We start from the raw sequence: 20581 nt of genomic DNA on the forward strand, positions 1-20581 counted from the left end.
CATAAAGAGTATAATTATGAAATTTAAAATTTACCGTTATAACCCTGAAACGGACAAGAAACCTTACATGCAAGAGTTCGATATCGATATTGCTGAAGGTTCTGACAAAATGTTGCTAGACGTATTGGTAGATCTGAAAGAACAAGATCCTACTTTATCATTTAGACGCTCGTGTCGTGAAGGTGTTTGTGGATCTGACGGTCTTAACATCAATGGTAAAAACGGCTTAGCGTGTATTACTGCGGTTTCAAGTTTGAAATCTCCAGTAGTTATTCGTCCATTACCAGGCTTACCAGTGATTCGTGACTTAGTCGTGGATATGGCTCAGTTCTATAAGCAGTATGAAAAGATCAAACCATACTTAATCGCAGACACTGAAACTCCAGCTAAAGAGCGTTTACAGTCTCCAGAAGACCGTGAAAAGCTTGATGGTTTATACGAGTGTATTTTATGTGCTTGCTGTTCAACTGCTTGTCCTTCGTTCTGGTGGAACCCTGATAAGTTCGTTGGTCCATCAGGATTGTTGCAGGCTTACCGCTTCTTAGTGGATAGCCGCGACACGCATACAGAAGAGCGTTTGGCTGATTTAGATGATGCTTACAGCGTATTCCGTTGTCGCGGTATCATGAATTGTGTTGATGTTTGTCCAAAAGGTCTAAACCCAACTAAAGCAATTGGTCATATACGTTCTATGTTGCTGAAAAGTGGTGTATAATTAGCAATATCTAATAGTGATTAGCCAAAACGTTGAATAAGGTTGCTGTATTAGTAGCACATTGAACAACGCGTAAATCGCATCTCTAACAGTTAGGCTTCGTAAAATCGAGGCTTAACTGTGTTAAGGGTTGCGATTTTTGGTTATCATAGCGATACAAATACCGAGAAGTGGTGTTAAATTAAAATGAAAAACGGCTTAGAGGCAATGTTTGCTAGTGCCTACCTTTCAGGAGGTAGCGCCGCCTATTTAGAAGAACTTTACGAACAATATCTTGAAGATCCTCAATCAGTCGATGCCGAATGGCGAGAAAAATTCGATGAGTATGAAAAGGTAAACGAAAAAACAGAAGTGCCACATGGTGCGATTCGTGAACATTTTCGGCAAATCGGATTAAATCGTCAGAAATTGGCTTTCAGTCAAGGTGGCGATGCAGCTGCTGACCCAAAGCAGGTCAAAGTTCTCCATCTTATTGAGTCTTATCGAGCTCGTGGTCATCACCACGCAAAAATCGATCCACTTGGATTGTGGAAACACCCTTACCCAACAGATTTAAGTCTAGAAGCATACGACTTAGGCGACGTTGACCCGAATAAAAAATTCCATGTAGGTAATTTAGCCGGTCCAGAGCAACAGTCCTTAAAGGAAATTGTTGAGCGTTTAGAATCGACTTATTGCGGTTCAATTGGTGCTGAATTCCTACACATCAACGACCTTGAAGAGCGCCGTTGGATTCAAGAAAAACTTGAGTCGGCATCCTCTTCACACAAGTTCCGCAACGAAACTAAAGAGAAAATTCTTGAAGGTTTGACTGCGGCGGAAGGTCTTGAGAAATACTTAGGCTCTAAATTCCCGGGTGCAAAGCGATTCTCGCTAGAAGGCGGTGACAGTTTAATCCCGATGATGCGTGACTTTATTAATCAGGCGGGAACGCAAGGTACTAAAGAAATCGTCATCGGTATGGCGCACCGTGGTCGTTTAAACATGCTTGTCAACGTGATGGGTAAACGACCAGAAGTCCTGTTCGATGAATTTGCGGGTAAGAACGCAGTGGTCGAAGAGGGTAATTCTGGTGACGTTAAATACCACATGGGTTATTCAAGCGATGTGGAAACAGAGGGTGGCCCAGTTCATTTGGCGCTAGCCTTTAACCCGTCACACTTAGAGATCGTAAGTCCTGTTGTTTTAGGTTCTGTTCGAGCGCGCCAAGAGCGTCGTAACGACACCGACTGTGAGCAAGTTGTTCCTGTGTTAATTCACGGTGACTCAGCGTTTACAGGTCAGGGCGTTGTGATGGAACTGTTTAACATGTCACAGGCTCGTGGCTTCTATGTTGGTGGTTCTGTTCACTTAGTCATTAATAACCAAGTTGGCTTTACAACCTCAAAGATTTTCGACACCCGATCAACAGCTTACTGTACGGACGTTGCGAAAATGGTCGAAGCACCAGTTTTCCATGTTAACGGTGACGATCCTGAAGCCGTTTTATACGTGACTCGTTTAGCTCTTGAGTTCCGTAACAAGTTTAAGAAAGACGTGGTAATTGACTTAGTTTGTTACCGTCGTCATGGTCATAACGAAGCTGATGAGCCGAATGCGACTCAGCCAATTATGTACCAAAAAATTAAAAAGCACCCAACCACGCGTAAGGTGTATGAAGATCAGTTAATTTCAGAAGGCAGCATTTCGAAAGAAAAAGCCAAGAAATTTGTTGATGACTATCGCGACTTGCTAGACAAGGGAGATTCGGTGGTTTTAAACCGAATTCCGACCTATAAAAATGAATTTAGCGTTGATTGGAGTCCTTTTGTTGGACAGTCTTGGAAGTCACCTGCTAATACGGCGATATCGAAGGAAGCTTTCGATAGATTGGCCGAGCGTATTAGCGATTACCCAGAAGACTTACCGTTACAGCGCCAAGTGAAAAAGCTAATGGCTACTCGTAAAGAGATGGCTAAGGGCGAAGTCAAAATGGACTGGGGTTTCGCCGAGACTTTGGCTTATGCCACTTTACTTGATGAAGGCTTTGAAGTTCGTCTTTGTGGTCAAGACAGTGGTCGTGGAACATTCTTCCACCGTCATGCTGTATTGCACGATCAAGAGGATGCAGAAGTCTACATACCGTTGCAACACATTAAAGAAGATCAGCCGTTATTCACGGTTATTGATTCTGTGTTGTCTGAAGAAGCGGTTATGGCGTTCGAGTATGGTTATTCGACTAACGAGCCAAATTCTATGGTTATTTGGGAAGGCCAGTTTGGTGACTTCGCAAATGGTGCTCAGGTTGTTATCGACCAATTTATCAGCTCAGGCGAACAAAAGTGGGGACGTTTATCGGGTCTAACACTGTTCTTGCCACATGGCTATGAAGGTCAAGGTCCAGAGCACAGTTCGGCACGTTTAGAGCGTTTCTTGCAACTGTCAGCTGAACAAAACATGCAGGTAGTAGTGCCATCAACGCCAGCACAGGCCTTCCACATGATTCGTCGTCAAATGGTACGCGAGCTTCGTAAGCCATTGATTGTTATGACACCTAAGAGCTTGTTACGTCATCGTGATGCTGTATCGAGCATCGAAGAGCTGACCAATGGCCAATTCTTAAATGCGATTGACGAAATCGATCAATTCGATAAAAAGAAAGTGGCGCGGGTGGTTATGTGTTCCGGTAAAGTTTATTATGACCTATTGAAAAAGCGTCGTGATGAAAAGCTGGACCATGTGGCGATTGTTCGAATCGAGCAACTATATCCGTTCCCGCATGAAGAAGTGCAAAATATTCTTAAGACCTATAAAAATGCGAATACATTTGTATGGTGTCAAGAAGAGCCGAAGAACCAAGGCGCTTGGTATTGCAGCCGTCATAATTTAGATGATGCAGTACCGTCGAAAGAGCCTGTTATCTTCGCGGGTCGTGCGGCTTCAGCAGCTCCTGCGGTTGGTTATGCAAGTATTCATAACGAACAGCAAGCGAAATTAATTAATGATGCGTTAGGTTTAGACTAAACGCTTCATAAAACGGTTTTAAAATTTAATAAAGGTATAAGGTTAAAACATGGCTATCGAAATTAAAGTTCCTGTATTGCCTGAATCAGTAGCGGATGCAACCATTGCTACTTGGCACGTTAAGCCGGGTGAAGCGGTATCTCGTGATCAGAACTTGGTCGATATTGAGACTGATAAAGTTGTTTTGGAAGTTGTTGCGCCTGAAGATGGTGCTATTTCTGAAATCTTAAAAGATGAGGGTGATACGGTTCTACAAGAAGAAGCGATCGCCAAATTTGAAGCTGGTGCTGGCGGCGACGCTTCAGCAGCAAGCGATGACTCTTCTGAAGAGAAAAAAGAAGCGCCTAAATCTGACGACAAGGCTGCTGATAACTCAGCGGAGTCTTCGAAAGATAGCGACGTTTTATCACCAGCGGTTCGTCGTTTAGTGGCAGAGCACAACTTAAACCCTAACGATATTCCTGCGACAGGTAAAAGTGGTCGTTTAACCAAGGAAGACGTTGAGAAGTTTATTAAAGACGGCGGAAAGAAATCAGCTCCAGCTGCAAAATCGACTAGCGACGCACCGGTTTCTACTGGTTTACGTGAAGAAAAGCGTGTTCCAATGACTCGTTTGCGTAAAATGATTGCTACTCGCTTGGTAGAAGCACAGCACAATGCAGCGCTACTTACGACCTTCAACGACATCAACATGAAAGAAGTGGTTGAATTACGTGCACGTTACAAAGAGCAGTTCGAGAAAACACATGGCACACGCCTTGGTTTCATGTCGTTCTTCGTAAAAGCTACAGTAGAAGCGTTAAAACGCTTCCCAGCAGTTAACGCTTCAATCGACGGTGATGATATTGTTTATCACGGTTATTACGATATCGGTGTGGCGGTTTCTTCTCCACGCGGTCTGGTTGTCCCAGTTTTGCGTGATGCAGACACAATGAGCCTAGCTGACATCGAAGCTAAAATTCGTGAGTTTGGTCAAAAGGCTCGCGATAACAAATTGACTGTCGAAGAGATGACAGGCGGTACCTTTACTATCTCTAACGGTGGTGTATTTGGTTCGTTAATGGCGACACCAATTATCAACCCACCACAAAGTGGTATTTTGGGTATGAATCGCATGGAAGACCGTCCAGTTGTCATTGACGGCGAAATCGTTATTCGTCCTATGATGAATGTGGCGCTATCGTATGACCATCGAATCATTGATGGCCGTGAATCAGTAGGCTTCTTGAAAACTATCAAAGAGTTTATTGAAGATCCTGCGCGCATCTTATTGGATGTCTAAGCATTTATTTTCAAGTTTATGCCGAACTTAATGTTCGGCATTTTGTTTTTTTATTAAAGTGAAATTAGGAACATCAAATGAACCTACACGAGTATCAAGGTAAACAATTATTCCGTGAATACGGTTTACCAGTATCTGAAGGTTATGCAGTCGATAACCCTCAGTCAGCTTTTGAAGCTGCTGGTCAAATCGGTGGTGACATGTGGGTTGTAAAAGCTCAAGTTCACGCTGGTGGCCGTGGTAAAGCAGGTGGTGTAAAGCTTGTTAAAACTAAAGAAGAAGTTAAAGAGTTTGCTAAGCAGTGGTTAGGCAAAAACTTAGTAACTTATCAAACCGATGCTAATGGTCAGCCTGTTAGCAAAATCTTAGTTGAGTCTTGCACAGACATTGCACAAGAACTTTACTTAGGCGCAGTTATCGACCGTGCTACACGTCGCGTTGTTTTCATGGCGTCGACAGAAGGTGGTGTTGAGATCGAAACTGTTGCTGAAGAAACTCCTGAAAAGATTCTTAAAGCGACTATCGATCCATTAGTAGGCCCTCAGCCATACCAAGGTCGTGAGTTAGCGTTTAAATTAGGTCTAGAAGGTAAGCAAGTAAAGCAATTTACACATATCTTCATCCAGCTAGCTAAAATGTTCGTTGAAAAGGATCTAGCTCTTCTTGAAATTAACCCTCTAGTTATTAAAGAAGATGGCGACTTACACTGCTTAGATGCAAAAATTAACATCGATGGCAACGCTTTATACCGTCACAACCAATTGTCGGAAATGCACGATCCTTCGCAAGAAGACGAGCGTGAAGCGCACGCAGCTAAGTTTGAACTTAACTATGTAGCGTTAGACGGCAACATCGGTTGTATGGTTAACGGTGCTGGTCTTGCGATGGGAACAATGGACATCATTAAGTTACACGGTGGTGAGCCAGCGAACTTCCTAGACGTAGGTGGCGGTGCGACTAAAGAGCGTGTTTCTGAAGCATTTAAAATTATCCTTTCAGACGACAACGTTAAAGCAGTATTGGTTAACATTTTCGGTGGTATCGTCCGTTGTGACCTTATTGCTGAAGGTATTATCGGTGCGGTTAAAGAAGTTGGTATCGAAGACCCTGTTGTTGTACGCCTAGAAGGTAACAACGCTGAGTTAGGTACAAAAGTTCTTGCTGAGTCTGGTTTGAATATTATCGCGGCAGAAAGCTTAACTGACGCAGCCAAAAAAGTTGTTGCTGCAGCGGAGGGCAAATAATGAGTATTTTATTAACTAAAGACACTAAAGTTATTTGTCAGGGTATCACTGGCTCACAAGGTACTTTCCACACTGAGCAAGCGATCGAATACGGCACAAACATGGTTGGCGGTGTAACTCCTGGTAAAGGCGGTCAAACGCACTTAGGTTTACCAGTATTCAACACAGTTGCTGAAGCTGTAGAAAAAACTGGTGCAGAAGCGTCGGTTATCTATGTTCCAGCTCCTTTCTGTAAAGATTCTATCCTTGAAGCGGCAAACGCTGGTATCGAGCTAGTTATCTGTATTACTGAAGGTATTCCAACTCTTGATATGTTAGAAGCTAAAATCGTATGTGACCGTTTAGGCGTGCGTTTAATTGGCCCTAACTGCCCAGGCGTTATCACTCCAGGCGAAAGTAAGATTGGTATTATGCCAGGTCACATCCATAAGCCAGGTAAAGTTGGTATTGTTTCGCGTTCTGGTACTTTAACGTACGAAGCGGTTAAGCAAACAACTGATTACGGCTTTGGTCAGTCGACGTGTGTTGGTATCGGTGGTGATCCAATCCCAGGTTCTAGCTTTATCGACATTTTAGAATTGTTCGAAAAAGATCCTGCGACTGAAGCTATCGTGATGATTGGTGAAATCGGTGGTTCAGCTGAAGAAGAAGCGGCTGCTTACATCAAAGAAAACGTCACTAAGCCAGTAGTATCATACATTGCCGGTGTTACAGCACCTCCAGGCAAGCGTATGGGCCACGCGGGCGCTATTATCGCTGGTGGTAAGGGTACAGCTGCTGAGAAGTTTGCTGCTCTTGAAGACGCAGGTGTTAAAACCGTTCGCTCTTTAGCTGACATTGGCGCAGCAATGAAAGAAGTGACAGGTTGGTAATTTTTCCTGTTCTGAAAAGCCGCAGCTTAGCCTGCGGCTTTTTTTTGCCTGTATAAAATGCGACTGTTGTTCGTAAGATTATTGGTGTCAGTGCTTTGTAAGAGTGTCATATTTATTAACATTTAGTCTATATACAGATACAAAGCTTTGTTAGATACTTTATCGAGCTTTAATGCTTTAGGGTATTTTGGCATTATGTAAATCCAACGAACAACCATGCAGAAAGCAGGGTATTACAAATAATTAGAGGGATATCTATGGTTTTAACATTCAAAAAAACTTTCTTAGCAATTGCATTAGCCACTGGAGTGGCGTCCGCTTATGCCAAGTTACCTGAGGGGGTAGAGAAAGTTACTTCAGTAGAAGGTATTACAGAGTATCGTCTTGATAATGGTTTACAGGTTTTACTGTTTCCCGATCCAAGCCAGGAAACTGTTACTGTAAATATTACCTATCATGTCGGTTCAAAGCATGAAAACTATGGTGAAACAGGGATGGCTCACTTGCTAGAGCATTTAGTTTTTAAAGGCACGCCTAAGCACAAAGATATCCCTAAGGAACTGACCGACCATGGCGCTGAACCAAACGGTACCACCTGGTACGATCGCACCAACTATTTCGAAACCTTTACCGCAACTCCTGAAAACCTCGAATGGGCATTGGATCTAGAAGCGGATCGAATGATCAATTCTTTTATCGCTAAAAAAGATTTGGATAGCGAAATGACTGTGGTACGTAATGAGCTCGAAAATGGTGAAAACAACCCAGTTCGAGTTTTAATTCAGCGACTCATGGCAACGGCATTCGATTGGCACAATTATGGTAAAACTACCATTGGTGCACGTTCTGATTTAGAAAACGTTGATATTAGTAATCTGCAAGCTTTTTACCGCAAGTACTATCAGCCTGATAACGCAACTTTAATTGTGTCAGGAAAAATTGATGAAGAAAATGTCATCAAGCTTATTGAAGAAGAGTTTGGTGATATTCCAAAGCCACAGCGTGTTATTCCAGAGCTTTACACTGAAGAGCCTATTCAAGATGGCGAAAGACGTGTTGTTATTCGTCGTCCTGGTGATGTACAGATGCTTGGAGTGCTTTATAAGGCACCCGCTGGCTCAGCAGAAGACTTCGCAGCAACTCAGGTTTTGACACAAATATTAGGCGACAGCCAGACGGGGCGTTTACATGAAGCACTTGTAAAGAATGAGCTTGCTGCTTCGACTTTTGGCTTTCCATTCCAGCTAGGCGAACCTGGCGTATTATTATTCGTTGCCCAGGTGGCCAAAGACAAAGACATCGGAAAAACAGAGGAAGCCATTTTAAAAGCATTGGAAGATATTGCTAATAATCCGATTACAGAAGATGAGGTTAAGCGCGCCAAAGCGAAAATATTAAAGCAAATCGAACTAAGGTTTAACTCATCACAAAGCATTGCGCTTGGGCTCACTGAGTGGGTCGGCATGGGCGATTGGAGACTTCTGTTCCTAAACCGTGATCGTCTAGAGAAGGTAACGGTAGAAGATGTTCAGGCCGCCGCTAACGAATATCTCATTAGGGATAACCGTACTTTAGGTCTGTTTTTGCCTGAGCAAAAACCAAAGCGCGCTGAGTCGATTGTTCGCGTAAAGTCAGAAGACATTACTGAAATGCTTAAAGACTACAAAGGGCGTGAGGCTGTGGCGCAAGGTGAGGACTTTGACCCTTCGCATGAGAATATCGATTCACGTGTTATAAAATCGTCGCTTAGTAATGGCGCCAAAGTTGTTTACTTACCTAAGAAAACCCGTGGTGAGTCAGTAATTGCAACAATTCGACTGGATATCGGTAATCTTGATGATCTTCGTAACAGCGGCGTTGTGCCATCGATTGCAGCAGGCATGCTAAAGCGGGGAACGACTAAACACACCCGCGAAGAACTTCAGGCTGAGTTCGACCGCCTTAAAGCCAATGTCAGCGTTGGTGGTGGCTCTACTGGACTGACGGTTACAGTGGAAACTAAAAAAGAAAATTTAGCTGAGGTGATTGGTTTAGTCGAAGAGGTTTTGAAGCAACCAAGCTTTAGCAACGAAGAGCTAGAAATCCTTAAGCGTGAGCGAGTTGTTGGTTTAGAGCAGCAAAAGCAACAACCTCAAACTCAAGTATTCTTGCAGTTAGATCGTCACTTGAGCACTTATGATGAGTCGCATCCGTACTACACCATGAGTATTGACGAACAAATTGAAGCGATTAATAAGGTTACGCCAGAACAGCTTAAGGCTTTCCATAGCAACTTTATAGGCGCACAAGACGCGGACATAGCGTTGGTTGGTGACTTCGATAAAGAGCAACTACAATCAGTCTTGGAAAAGGCACTTGGTGATTGGAACTCTAAAGTCGAGTATAAGAGAATTGAAACCTCAGCTTCCGATGTGGAGTCAATCAATAAGTTTGTCGACACTCCTGACAAAGCTGGAGCAGCATTTGGTGCTAGGACTCAAATTCCTATTAGCGACAGTCATCCTGATTACCCAGCGCTACTAGTAGCCAATCAAATCTTTGGTGGCGGTTTCTTGAATAGCCGTTTGGCCAAAAGATTGCGTCAAAAAGACGGTTTGAGTTATGGCGCTGGAGCCTTTATTCGAGCAAGCTCTTATGACGATAAGGCGACTTTTACTGCCTATGCAATTTGTGCCCCAGAAAATCTATCGAAGGTTGAGCTGGGTTTCAAAGAAGAGTTCCAGAAGGTCATTGATGAAGGGTTTACTCAGCAGGAGCTAGACGATGCGGTAAAAGGAATGTTACAGAACCGTAGAGTTGATCGCGCCAAGGACAGCCGTCTTGTGTGGACTCTGGCAGGCAATATCGATCTAAATCGTTCGATGATGTGGGATAAAGACTTTGAGGAGGCATTAAAATCTTTAACTGTTGAAGATATCAACAGAGCTTTCCGCAAACATCTAAGTTTAGATAATATCTCTATTGTTAAAGCTGGAGATAAGGCTAAAGCCGAGTAATTTTAGTCAATAAAGATAAAGCCGTGAATTAAACCTCACGGCTTTTTTTATAGATATTAGTTTTTGATATACAAACTTACCAAGAATAATTTACAGTGTAATTCACCGTTACCTCACCATTGGCAGGAACTTCTACGTCAAAATGTATATGGCGCGAGTCTTGCTTGGTAAAGTCATGAGACTTACGGCCAATCTTCCATTGTGACCAGCGATATAGCGTTTCTCTAATCACGACCTTGGCATCTTCAGGTTTATGATTGCGAAGCGTGATTTCAAAGCTTTCGCTCATAGTGCGAGCCTTGGTATTAACGTGATAGTCGGTCTGAGTTCGCTCGCCTTTAATATCAAAAGCATTGCCCATCTTGATCAGGACGTCTTCGTCTTTAGGCGTGTGATCAATAATATCTTCGCCAATAAACTCTAAACTACCGTCAGAGTCCTTTTGATTAACGCGAATACGACCCGCAGGAAGTGGCATGCCCATATTATTTTCTTCGTTGTTATTGAAGCGCAAATAAACGTTTACATCGCTTTGAGTGTTACGACCATAGCTTTGGTTGGTATTTAAGCCACCGTAGGCGTATTGGCTCGATGCATCGAATACCAGCTCTTTCTTACAGCTGATATCACTAACAGATGGGAACAGCTCAAGTTGTTTGGTTGAATTATCCGGGAGCGTAGCAGGGCGCCCTAGAGTATACAGGTGGTATTCGAAGAATGCTTTTTCTTGAAAGCCTGATGAGTCCGCCATTGCTTCAGCTCTAGAATACATCACTTCAGGTCTTGGCGAGCTCTGATTCTTTACTCGATTGACATCACCAGCCACTAATTTAAGTTTAGCATCTTCAAAACTGGCACCGGACTGGTTGATAATACTGACCCACGCTGAAAGATCGAGTTTACAAGCGTCTTCTTCGCTATAGATAAGATTATAATCTGACCACCAAGTCATGCCTTCTGTCTGGTAGCTTAGCTCGATGTCATGCTTACCAGGTTTGTTAGCATTTAAGTCCCAAAGTAATGTGGGTTTGGTTCTTAAACCACCAGGCAGTTGTGGGAATTTGATATTGCTGTAATTATTGATGCTATGGATGTTACCGCGGCTGTCTTTTAAAACCAGCCCACCTGTGGCACTGATTAATTCGCCTTCGATTTTATTAATGTCGTTACCTTGTACCTGTTCTACCGTTATGACTTTTCCTAGATAACGTTGGAGTAACTTTTGCTGGCTAACCAAGTCAAACTGGTAATTTTGCTCTAACACATGAGCGCTAGGGTCAGTTAACGAGCGGAATGAAACCGTCGTTGGATCTAGTAGCGCTGCCACATCATCCACTTCGAGCCTGTTCAAGCCTTTCTTTATATTATGGGTTTGAGTGCTTTTTACTACAGCATAACCTGGAACATTGTAATTACGGTTATGTTGGCCAGGTACTGGGCGGTAGCTGTTCGGTGAGATAGAGCCTGGTTGAGCACTGCTATAAATGGTGATTGCATCTTTATCGGTAGCTGACTTTGCTGCGCTCATAGAAGGCACTCCTAACGTTGCAGAAATTAATATTGCCAAAAGGCTATATGAGTTATGTTTAATTTGCATGAAAGATTCCTTGTATTTTAGTGCTTTGACCACTATAAACGTCAGAGTAACCTAAAAGGGTTAGATTCTTCAAAATTTTTAAAAGGTTTAAAAATGTTTAAACAAAAGCTAGTTTTTTTCGCGATTTTCGTAGCAGTTGCCTCATTACTACCAGCCACTTCACACTCTAAGGTCTATGATCAGGTAGTTATGGAAAACAGTAAAATAGAGTTTAGTGGGGTTCAAAACAGAAAGACTGAGTTTACTGGCCACTTTAAAAAGTTTGAGGTTTCTGCAGACTTTAATGCGGAAGATTTAGACGCAAGTTATATCAATGTCATGATCGAACTTGGTTCTGCTGAAAGTGGCAGTTCAAAACGTGACACAAAGCTCAAAAAAGGAAACTGGTTTGATATTGATAACACTCCTAGAAGTTACTTTAAGTCAGAGTCGATAGAAGCTATATCTGAAGATCTTTATAAAATCAGCGGGGATTTAGAAATCAAAGGAATAACAAAGCCTTACAGCTTCAAATTACAAATCCGTGAACTAGTCGACTTGTTGAAACTGTCAGGCAATTTTACAATCAACAGACTCGATTTTGACTTAGGACTTGGTGCTTGGAAAAATCCAGACTGGGTTAAACACGAAGTTGAAGTTGAGTTTGATATAACTGTTAAAAAGCAAAAAGAATAAGGAAGACATTTTAAAAGGGACGGCTTAACAGTTATTGGTATAAACCATATAGCAAAGTAGAGTGATGAAAATGTTTAAACCGTTCCTAGTTGGAGTATTGTTATTAGCTGCATCATCAGTAGCGAAAGCAGAGGTTCTTGATATTGATGATCACATGGCTGATAGAATCGTTTCGATTTGTAAGTTTGTACAAGGCGAAGGCCACCCTGAGCAATTACGCTTAAAAGGTATGGCTTGGTGTAAAGTTGGTGTTGATTACCTTCCCGAAGAATATCAGCGCCAAAAGAAATTGGTAAACCACCTATACCAGTCGGATAATTATCAGCATCTATTACAGAACGATGAATTCACATCACAGTTACGCAAAGCACGCCGACGCATAGCAGAGCTATCTCTGGGTATGTAGCGGAGCTATCTTAAGGAATGTAATTCCTAGGTTTTAGGAAGTGTAATAAAAAGCGCCGTTTAGGCGCTTTTTGTATTTTAATAAGAGTTATATTTTAGGACTTTACATAATCTACAGTTTGTATAATATCTTCAGGTAAATATTTGTGATGCAAAATAATAAAACTACTACTACAAGGAAGGACTACCTCATGAAGACTTTTATATTATTCCTATTTGGACTTGCAACAGGCTTATTTCTTAATAGGTATTTGTCCATACCACTTTGGTTGGAAATTACGATAATTGCGGTTATAGGATTACTATTATGGCTTTTCTCTTCAAAGAAAATGCTTTTGAAAGAAAAGCGAGAGTCAGAAGAGTAGTGTTGAGTTAACTAAAAAAGCGCCGAAACGGCGCTTTTTTAGTGGCTTTAAAATTTGCTTATTGGCTAGGTAGTTCTAACTCCTTTGCAAACTGGTTAAATAAGCCGCTGTCGATTAATTCACGAATAGCTTCGATATCAGGGCCGAAGTGTCTGTCTTTATCGTAGTAAGGAACCTTATTACGGATAGCATCGTAAGCTTTTTGCAGTGTCGCTGAGGTTTTAAGTGGTGTTCTGAAATCTAAGCCCTGTGCGGCACTTAATAATTCAACAGCAATAACGCCGGCGGTGTTGAAGTTCATGTCGCGCAGTCGACGCGCGGCGAAGGTTGCCATCGACACATGATCTTCTTGGTTAGCTGATGTTGGTAAGCTATCGACGGAAGCTGGATGCGCTAAGGTTTTATTTTCCGAGGCTAGGGCGGCTGCGGTAACTTGCGCAATCATAAAGCCTGAGTTTACGCCGCTGTCTTCAACCAAGAATGCTGGAAGGCCACTAAGGTGTTTGTCTAACATGAGTGCGATACGACGCTCGACAATGGCACCAACTTCAGAAATCACGATTGCTAATAAGTCAGCAGACATAGCCACTGGTTCGGCGTGGAAGTTACCACCGGAAATAATATCGCCATCCTCTGGGAATACTAGAGGGTTGTCAGAAACCGCATTCGCCTCAGTTAATAATACAGATGCTGCAAAGCGCATATGATCTAAAGCAGCTCCCATAACTTGTGGTTGGCAACGAAGCGAATAAGGATCCTGAACCTTGTCACAGTCTAGGTGTGAAGCGTTAAGTTCGCTGTCTTTAATTAAGTTAAGCAACGCCAAAGCGACTTTTTTCTGCCCGTCGTGTCCTCTAACGTGATGAATTCGTGCATCGAATGGCGCGGTCGAGCCAAGTACGGCGTCGGTCGTTAAAGCGCCGGCTACGATTGCCGCTGAAAAGTTATTTTCGGCACCAAATAGTCCTGCTAAAGCCAAGGCCGTTGAGCATTGAGTACCGTTTAATAATGCTAATCCTTCTTTGGCGGCTAGAGTTAATGGCTCAAGTCCTGCAACTTTTAAGCCTTCCACAGCGCTCATGATTTTGCCATTGTGGCGAACTTCACCAACACCAATAAGCGTACAGCTCATGTGTGCCAGTGGCGCTAAGTCGCCCGAGGCACCAACAGAGCCTTTTTCAGGAATACACGGGTAGACTTCGTGATTAACGAGCTTAATCAGTGCGTCTACAGTCTCACGTCGCACACCTGAGTGGCCCTGAGACAGACTTGAAAGCTTTAGCACCATCAAAAGTCGAACCACATTATCCGGTAATAAGTCGCCAATACCTGCGGCATGAGAAAGCACCAAGCTTTCTTGTAGTAATTCGAGTTTTTCACGCGGAATTCGCGTTGAAGCTAAAAGACCAAAGCCGGTATTGATGCCGTAAACGGTTTGGTTGTTTTCGACCACATCGGCAACTGTTTGTGCTGAGCGTTCGATAACTGGGTAAAAGTCAGCGTTTAACTCAATCTGACAAGGCTTTGTGTAGATATCACGGCAGTCTGCTAGTGTTAGCGCGCCGGGAGTTAATGTGTACATTGTCATAAATATAACCTTAAATAATACGTTTTATTGTATAAGACTGTCTTGTCAGTTCTTACTTAACCATTGGCAACTTGAGATTGTTTTCTTTGGCGCATTCAATGGCGCTTTCATAACCTGCGTCCGCGTGGCGCATAACGCCCGTGGCTGGATCATTGAATAATACGCGATTAATGCGCTCGGCTGCCTCGTCACTACCATCACAACAAATAACAACGCCAGAGTGCTGCGAGAAGCCCATGCCTACGCCACCGCCATGGTGCAGCGATACCCAAGTTGCACCGCCCGCAACGTTGAGCATGGCGTTTAGAAGAGGCCAATCAGATACGGCATCCGAGCCATCTTGCATGCCTTCAGTTTCACGATTTGGGCTAGCAACGGAGCCTGAATCTAAGTGATCACGACCAATTACCACAGGCGCTTTTAATTCGCCGTTTTTAACCATTTCATTAAATGCTAAGCCGAGCTTATGGCGTAAGCCCAAGCCTACCCAACAGATACGTGATGGTAAGCCTTGAAACTGGATACGCTCTTTAGCCATATCTAACCAATTGTGAAGATGTGGATCATCTGCAATGATTTCTTTAACTTTTTGGTCAGTTTTATAAATATCTTCAGGGTCACCCGACAACGCTACCCAGCGGAACGGACCAACGCCACGACAGAAAAGAGGGCGGATATAAGCTGGCACAAAACCAGGGAAGTCGAAAGCGTTTTCTACGCCTTCCTCGAGCGCCATCTGGCGAATGTTATTGCCGTAATCGACGGTAGGGATTCCTGCATGCGCAAAGGCTACCATCGCTTTGACTTGAACGGCCATTGATTGCTTAGCTGCTTTAGTCACTTCTTCCGGCGCTGACTGTGCTTTATCGCGCCACTCTTCGAGCGTCCAGCCCTGTGGCAAATAACCATTAACAGGATCGTGAGCCGAGGTTTGGTCAGTCACTAAATCAGGCTTAACACCACGCTGTTGTAATTCAGGGAACACGTCGGCGGCGTTGCCTAGTAAACCAATTGAGATAGCTTCGCCTTTGTCTAAGGCCTCTTGAAGCATTTCCATGGCTTGATCAATGCTGGTAGCTTTCTTATCGACGTAACCCGTACGCATTCTGAAATCGATTCGAGTTTCATCACACTCAACCGCTATCATGCAGTAACCAGCCATAGTTGCCGCTAATGGCTGAGCGCCACCCATACCACCAAGACCACCGGTTAGAATCCACTTGCCTTGAGTCTTGCCATCGAAATGCTGACGACCAGCTTCGACGAAAGTTTCATAAGTTCCTTGGACAATACCTTGGCTACCAATATAAATCCAAGAACCGGCAGTCATCTGGCCATACATCATGAGGCCCTTGCGATCGAGCTCGTTGAAGTGCTCCCAGTTAGCCCAGTGTGGCACTAGGTTAGAGTTAGCGATTAAAACTCTAGGGGCATCAGCGTGTGTTTTAAAGACACCAACGGGCTTACCAGACTGCACTAAAAGCGTTTCGTCATCGTTAAGCTCTTTTAAGCTTTCAACGATTTTGTCGAAACATTCCCAGTTTCTAGCCGCGCGACCGATTCCACCATAAACCACTAGACCGTGAGGGTGCTCTGCAACATCGGGATCGAGATTGTTCATCAACATACGAAGTGGCGCTTCGGTTAGCCAAGACTTGGCATTAAGCTCAGTGCCGCGCGGAGCTCTGATTTCGCGACTAGCATCAAAACGGTTAGCGTCAATGCTTTGGTCGTTTTTGGAAGACTGTGACATTGTAATTCCTCTTAATTCTGTTTCTAAATACTGTTTCTAAGAGCTGTTTCAAAGTACTGTTTCTAAGTTACAGCTCAGTTAATTGATGTTCAGTGGTAAACTTGCCAGTTAACTTAAAACGACTGGCTGGGTGTAATAATTGGCAAAAGCTGACCAGCATATCTTTTGACCAAGTTGTTCGATCTATGGAGAGTACTGGCTCATTCTCTTGAAGCTCAAGAGTCACTTTCATAAATGGATCTGCCTCTTTTGCTTCTATCTGGTGCTCTGCTTGGGTCAGTGGCGCAACCTCAGACAAGTAGACGTTAGGCGTCATTTTGTTGAAGTTTTGCTTTAGGTAATCGGGCGCTGCTTTAGGGTTTACGTAGCGCTGCTCCACTTGAATAGGCTTTTTATTTTCTTTGTGGACCATGATCGAATGGTAGATATCTTCGCCTTCTTCAAAATTAAAGTAATGTTTTAGGTGAGTAGGGCAGTATTCCTTTTGTAGTAGCAACAACTCATTGGAATAATGATTGCCACGTTCTTGCACTTCTTCTGCGATATTGCGGATTTCCAGCATGGGTGAGTGCAACTTTTTTGGAGCAACAAAAGTGCCGCGCCCCTGTACTCGATAGAGAATACCTTCTTCGGTCAACTCATCCAAAGCTCGGCGTGCGGTCATACGGCTTACATGGCAGCTTTCAGCCAGTTGGTTTTCTGAAGGTATACGGCCATGCTCAGACCAATTACCGTCTTCAATTCCTTGTCTTATATAATTTTTTACCGCCATAAAGCGGCGAACATCGGTTGTAATCATAGGCGTTGATTGCGTTTGATAAGCTAACTTCTTAGACTTGAGCTCGATTCTTGAATCTCACAGTTATTGCTGTATGCTAGCTTGTATATACAAGCTTGAACTATACAAGTAAATTGACCGTTTATTCAAGAAAAATAAGCAAATTGTGAAGGCATATTTAATATGAGCGCCGACTCTTTAGTAGAACGATTTAAAAAACAACAAGTTGAAGCAGGTGAGTTTAATCATTTAGCTCACTTAAAAGTGGCTTGGAGTTATATCCACGAGTACTCGCCGGTAGAAGCGCGGGAAAGGTTTCACAGCGATATTATTAAGTTAACTCAGGTATTGGGAGCGGAAGAAAAGTACCACCGTACTTTGACCGATTTCTTTATTGATTATTTATATCAGATCAAGTGCTTCCTCAGCTCAAAGCTTGTTGCTGATAAGTCATGGGATTTGGTTGAAAAACAATGTCCTTTGCTCATCAATGACGCGAAAAAGTTGGTTAATTTTTACTATAGCGAAGATAGAATTAATTCCCCTGAAGCAAAGTCGCACTACCTCGAAGCTGATAAAATGCCTTTGGATAGAGCTAGTTTGCGCTTATCGGAGAAAGACATCCCTGTATTTGATGTTGAAAATAAGGATTCTCCGATTATCGTTTCAATGCCACATCATGGGCAATTCATTCCATTTGACGTACTGAAGCAGATGACTCCTGTGGCGTTAAATAGCGCCGATACCGATTGGTATTTAGTTCAGCTCTATGATTTTTTAGATGCTATGGGTATCAGCAGAATTAATGCCAACTATTCGCGCTACTTGATTGATTTAAATAGAGATTCGAGTGGCAAGGTTTTATATAAAGGTGCTGATAACACTGAGCTGTGTCCGACATCGACCTTTGATCGTGATGCTTTATATGATGAAGGCGAGGAGCCCGGTTCAGAAGAAGTCTCGAGACGAACTGAGCTCTATTGGAAACCATATCACCAAGAGCTAGAGCGCCTAATTAAACGGGCCAAAGAACAGTTTGGTTACTGTTTACTGTTCGAAGCGCATACTATTCAGTCGCACGTTCCTCGTTTTTTTGATGGACAGCTGCCAGACTTTAATTTCGGTACCAATGAAGGTAAAACGATTGATCAGAAGCTTGCAAGAACGCTAGAAAAGTTTGATACGGGCGAATACTCAAAAGTCATCAATGGTCGCTTTAAAGGCGGCTATATTACGCGCCAATATGCTAAGCCTGAAGACAATATCTTCACCATTCAACTAGAGCTATCACAGGCTGCTTATCTTGATGAGAAGTTGCGTCTTTTTGACCATGAAAAAGCAGAAAATGTGTCACTAGTGATTAAAAACTTGCTGGATAGCTTGAGAAGATTTTGCGATAAGTATTTCTAATCCAAGGTGTTGTTATTTTTAAAAAATATACAGCGAAGAATGCTTTATTTCACAGGCTTTTCACGTGCCAAAGGTGTATGATGGTTATGTAAACTCGTTAACAAAAGGTGATTAATATGCGTAAGTTTTTATTAGCTCTTTCTTTATCAGTTTTAGCAATGCCATTATTTGCTAAAGACGTTACTATTAATGGTAATGATCAGATGCAATTTGACGTTAGTGAGATTAAGGTCAAAGCTGGTGAAGAGATCAAGCTAACATTGAACCATACGGGCAAATTGCCAAAGAACGTTATGGGTCATAACGTTGTGGTTTTAGCATTAGGTACAGATTCTAAAGCGTTCGCGCAAGCGGCTCAAAAAGCTAAAGATAATGATTATATTCCTGCGGGTTCTGACGCTGTAATTGCACATACAAAAATTATCGGTGGTGGTGAAAGCGACACAATCTCTTTCACAATCGATAAAGCAGGAACCTATGACTTTATTTGTAGCTTCCCAGGTCACTCTTTCATCATGAAGGGTACTATTGTTGTTGAATAGTTAGATGCTTGAGTATTTAGTTTATTAAAAAAGGCGCTTTGTGCGCCTTTTTTATTGGGTATTACATTAAAAGTGAATTAATTTAGAAGTGAATTTATTTTAGCGTAATACTTTGGTCAGGTTATTTCCGCCTAATTGATAACTCAACTGGTTAGGGTGCTCAATATCCCATAGGGCTAGTTCAGCTTTTTTACCGATTTCAATTGTTCCAACTTGCTCTTCTATACCTAATGCCTTGGCTGCATTGATGGTGACCCCTTGTAATGCTTCTAACGGCGTCATGCGGAATAAAGTACAAGCCATATTCAACATTAGTAGTAACGATTGCGCAGGAGAAGTACCTGGGTTGCTGTCTGATGCTACTGCGATTGGTACTCCTGCTTTACGAAGTTCATCCAATGGCGGTAGTTTGGTTTCTCGCAAGAAATAGTAGGCGCCAGGCAATAGCACCGCAACAGTGCCACTCTGAGCCATTTTCTCAATTGACTCTTGTGATAAGTATTCTAGATGATCCGCTGAAAGTGCTTTATAGTCCGCTGCAAGACCAGCACCAGATTGATCGGATAGCTGTTCAGCATGAAGTTTTACCTTGAGCCCGTGTTTATGTGCAGCCTGAAATACACGCTCGGTTTGTTGATAAGTAAAGCCAATATTCTCACAAAAAGCATCAACACAGTCAGCTAAGCCAAGTGCGGCCACTTGCGGAATCATTTCTTCGCACACAAGATCTATATATCCATCTGCATCATCTTTATATTCTGGCGGCAGGGCGTGAGCTCCTAGAAAAGTAGAGCTAACTCTTACAGGAAATTCTTTTTCGAGGCGTTTGGCTACTTTTAGCATTTTGATTTCATTTTCTGTATCAAGGCCATAACCTGATTTAATTTCTATGGTGGTTACACCTTCCGCAAGAAAGCTTTTTAGACGTTTGGCTGCGCTTGCAAAGAGTTCATCTTCACTGGCTTCGCGAGTTGCTTTAACGCTTGAAATAATACCGCCACCAGCTTTTGCAATCTCTTCATAAGCCACGCCATTAAGTCGCATTTCGAATTCATTCGCGCGATTGCCACCATACACAAGGTGAGTGTGGCAGTCGATTAAGCCAGGTGTTAGCCACTGGCCTTGTGCATCAATGGTCTTTTGTGCTTTAAGTTCTTCGTCGAATGCGCCAATATAAGCGATAACATTACCATTCACTCCTATGGCGCCATTTCGAATAATGCCATAGGGATTCTCGTCGTCACTATACTGCGGCGAAAGAGTCGTGATATTGGCATTATGAATAATGTAATCAAAAGGTTTCGTTTCGTTGTGGCTCATATTATGATCCTGTTATCGTTAAAACTGACTTCTATA

Annotated in this window: 15 protein-coding genes; 10 read left to right on the forward strand and 5 right to left on the reverse strand. The window is 42.9% G+C overall.

Features of this window, described 5'->3' with window-relative positions:
* Window positions 1–16: 16 nt before the first annotated feature.
* From DL796_RS09670 to DL796_RS09695, 6 genes are all read left to right on the forward strand, one after another.
* A complete protein-coding gene (locus tag DL796_RS09670) occupies window positions 17–715 on the forward strand; it encodes a succinate dehydrogenase iron-sulfur subunit (RefSeq protein WP_265090372.1) in 699 nt (232 codons plus the stop codon).
* 186 nt (window positions 716–901) lie between these two features.
* A complete protein-coding gene (locus DL796_RS09675) occupies window positions 902–3718 on the forward strand; it encodes a 2-oxoglutarate dehydrogenase E1 component (RefSeq protein ID WP_110201511.1) in 2817 nt (938 codons plus the stop codon).
* Window positions 3719–3767: 49 nt separating this feature from the next.
* On the forward strand, window positions 3768–5000 hold the full coding sequence (gene odhB / locus DL796_RS09680; RefSeq protein WP_110201512.1) for a 2-oxoglutarate dehydrogenase complex dihydrolipoyllysine-residue succinyltransferase: 1233 nt from the start codon (window positions 3768–3770) through the stop codon (window positions 4998–5000).
* 77 nt (window positions 5001–5077) lie between these two features.
* The gene (sucC, locus tag DL796_RS09685) at window positions 5078–6244 is read left to right on the forward strand and encodes an ADP-forming succinate--CoA ligase subunit beta (RefSeq protein ID WP_110201513.1); all 1167 of its coding nucleotides are present in this window, start codon (window positions 5078–5080) and stop codon (window positions 6242–6244) included.
* Window positions 6244–7116 carry a succinate--CoA ligase subunit alpha gene (gene sucD / locus DL796_RS09690; RefSeq protein WP_110201514.1) on the forward strand — a complete coding sequence of 291 codons (873 nt, stop codon included), beginning with the start codon at window positions 6244–6246 and terminating at the stop codon, window positions 7114–7116. The genes sucC and sucD overlap by 1 nt, the downstream gene beginning before the upstream one ends.
* 257 nt (window positions 7117–7373) lie before the next feature.
* Window positions 7374–10112 (forward strand): M16 family metallopeptidase, encoded by a 2739-nt coding sequence (locus DL796_RS09695; RefSeq protein WP_110201515.1) that lies wholly within the window; start codon window positions 7374–7376, stop codon window positions 10110–10112.
* Window positions 10113–10188: 76 nt separating this feature from the next.
* Here DL796_RS09695 and DL796_RS09700 read toward each other — a convergent pair whose 3' ends face one another.
* On the reverse strand, window positions 10189–11640 hold the full coding sequence (locus tag DL796_RS09700) for a DUF4139 domain-containing protein (protein ID WP_227593053.1): 1452 nt from the start codon (window positions 11638–11640) through the stop codon (window positions 10189–10191).
* Window positions 11641–11802: 162 nt separating this feature from the next.
* Here DL796_RS09700 and DL796_RS09705 point away from each other — a divergent pair, with 162 nt between their 5' ends.
* Window positions 11803–12384, forward strand: coding sequence for a YceI family protein (locus tag DL796_RS09705; RefSeq protein ID WP_110201517.1), 582 nt, complete (start codon window positions 11803–11805; stop codon window positions 12382–12384).
* 64 nt (window positions 12385–12448) lie between these two features.
* Window positions 12449–12790: a hypothetical protein gene (locus DL796_RS09710; protein ID WP_227593054.1), complete on the forward strand. Its 342-nt coding sequence runs from the start codon at window positions 12449–12451 to the stop codon at window positions 12788–12790.
* Window positions 12791–13212: 422 nt separating this feature from the next.
* Here the strand turns inward: DL796_RS09710 and hutH are convergent, their stop codons facing one another.
* From hutH to hutC, 3 genes are all read right to left on the reverse strand, one after another.
* Window positions 13213–14742: a histidine ammonia-lyase gene (hutH, locus tag DL796_RS09715; protein ID WP_110201519.1), complete on the reverse strand. Its 1530-nt coding sequence runs from the start codon at window positions 14740–14742 to the stop codon at window positions 13213–13215.
* A gap of 52 nt (window positions 14743–14794) precedes the next feature.
* The gene (gene hutU, locus DL796_RS09720) at window positions 14795–16495 is read right to left on the reverse strand and encodes a urocanate hydratase (RefSeq protein WP_196597997.1); all 1701 of its coding nucleotides are present in this window, start codon (window positions 16493–16495) and stop codon (window positions 14795–14797) included.
* A 67-nt stretch (window positions 16496–16562) separates the two neighbouring features.
* Window positions 16563–17294 (reverse strand): histidine utilization repressor, encoded by a 732-nt coding sequence (gene hutC / locus DL796_RS09725; protein WP_110201520.1) that lies wholly within the window; start codon window positions 17292–17294, stop codon window positions 16563–16565.
* Window positions 17295–17456: 162 nt separating this feature from the next.
* Here hutC and hutG point away from each other — a divergent pair, with 162 nt between their 5' ends.
* Together hutG and azu are read left to right on the forward strand one after the other, a co-directional pair.
* Complete coding sequence (gene hutG / locus DL796_RS09730) at window positions 17457–18683, forward strand: N-formylglutamate deformylase (RefSeq protein WP_110201521.1); 1227 nt, start codon at window positions 17457–17459, stop codon at window positions 18681–18683.
* 116 nt (window positions 18684–18799) lie between these two features.
* Window positions 18800–19225, forward strand: coding sequence for an azurin (azu, locus tag DL796_RS09735; RefSeq protein WP_110201522.1), 426 nt, complete (start codon window positions 18800–18802; stop codon window positions 19223–19225).
* 99 nt (window positions 19226–19324) lie between these two features.
* On the opposite strand, the gene hutI is transcribed toward azu, so the two are convergent.
* Window positions 19325–20545 (reverse strand): imidazolonepropionase, encoded by a 1221-nt coding sequence (gene hutI, locus DL796_RS09740; protein ID WP_110201523.1) that lies wholly within the window; start codon window positions 20543–20545, stop codon window positions 19325–19327.
* Window positions 20546–20581 lie beyond the last annotated feature (36 nt).

The organism is Kangiella spongicola, from assembly GCF_003194565.2.
GTDB lineage: Bacteria > Pseudomonadota > Gammaproteobacteria > Enterobacterales > Kangiellaceae > Kangiella > Kangiella spongicola.

Excerpts from the sequence above, each read along its gene's own strand:
- azu (WP_110201522.1), top strand. The coding sequence starts at position 18,800 with ATGCGTAAGTTTTTATTAGCTCTTTCTTTATCAGTTTTAGCAATGCCA.
- hutI (WP_110201523.1), bottom strand. The coding sequence starts at position 20,545 with ATGAGCCACAACGAAACGAAACCTTTTGATTACATTATTCATAATGCC.
- DL796_RS09695 (WP_110201515.1), top strand. The coding sequence starts at position 7,374 with ATGGTTTTAACATTCAAAAAAACTTTCTTAGCAATTGCATTAGCCACT.
- hutG (WP_110201521.1), top strand. The coding sequence starts at position 17,457 with ATGAGCGCCGACTCTTTAGTAGAACGATTTAAAAAACAACAAGTTGAA.
- DL796_RS09670 (WP_265090372.1), top strand. The coding sequence starts at position 17 with ATGAAATTTAAAATTTACCGTTATAACCCTGAAACGGACAAGAAACCT.
- hutH (WP_110201519.1), bottom strand. The coding sequence starts at position 14,742 with ATGACAATGTACACATTAACTCCCGGCGCGCTAACACTAGCAGACTGC.
- DL796_RS09705 (WP_110201517.1), top strand. The coding sequence starts at position 11,803 with ATGTTTAAACAAAAGCTAGTTTTTTTCGCGATTTTCGTAGCAGTTGCC.
- DL796_RS09675 (WP_110201511.1), top strand. The coding sequence starts at position 902 with ATGAAAAACGGCTTAGAGGCAATGTTTGCTAGTGCCTACCTTTCAGGA.
- DL796_RS09700 (WP_227593053.1), bottom strand. The coding sequence starts at position 11,640 with ATGAGCGCAGCAAAGTCAGCTACCGATAAAGATGCAATCACCATTTAT.
- hutC (WP_110201520.1), bottom strand. The coding sequence starts at position 17,294 with ATGATTACAACCGATGTTCGCCGCTTTATGGCGGTAAAAAATTATATA.
- sucD (WP_110201514.1), top strand. The coding sequence starts at position 6,244 with ATGAGTATTTTATTAACTAAAGACACTAAAGTTATTTGTCAGGGTATC.
- DL796_RS09710 (WP_227593054.1), top strand. The coding sequence starts at position 12,449 with ATGAAAATGTTTAAACCGTTCCTAGTTGGAGTATTGTTATTAGCTGCA.
- sucC (WP_110201513.1), top strand. The coding sequence starts at position 5,078 with ATGAACCTACACGAGTATCAAGGTAAACAATTATTCCGTGAATACGGT.
- hutU (WP_196597997.1), bottom strand. The coding sequence starts at position 16,495 with ATGTCACAGTCTTCCAAAAACGACCAAAGCATTGACGCTAACCGTTTT.
- odhB (WP_110201512.1), top strand. The coding sequence starts at position 3,768 with ATGGCTATCGAAATTAAAGTTCCTGTATTGCCTGAATCAGTAGCGGAT.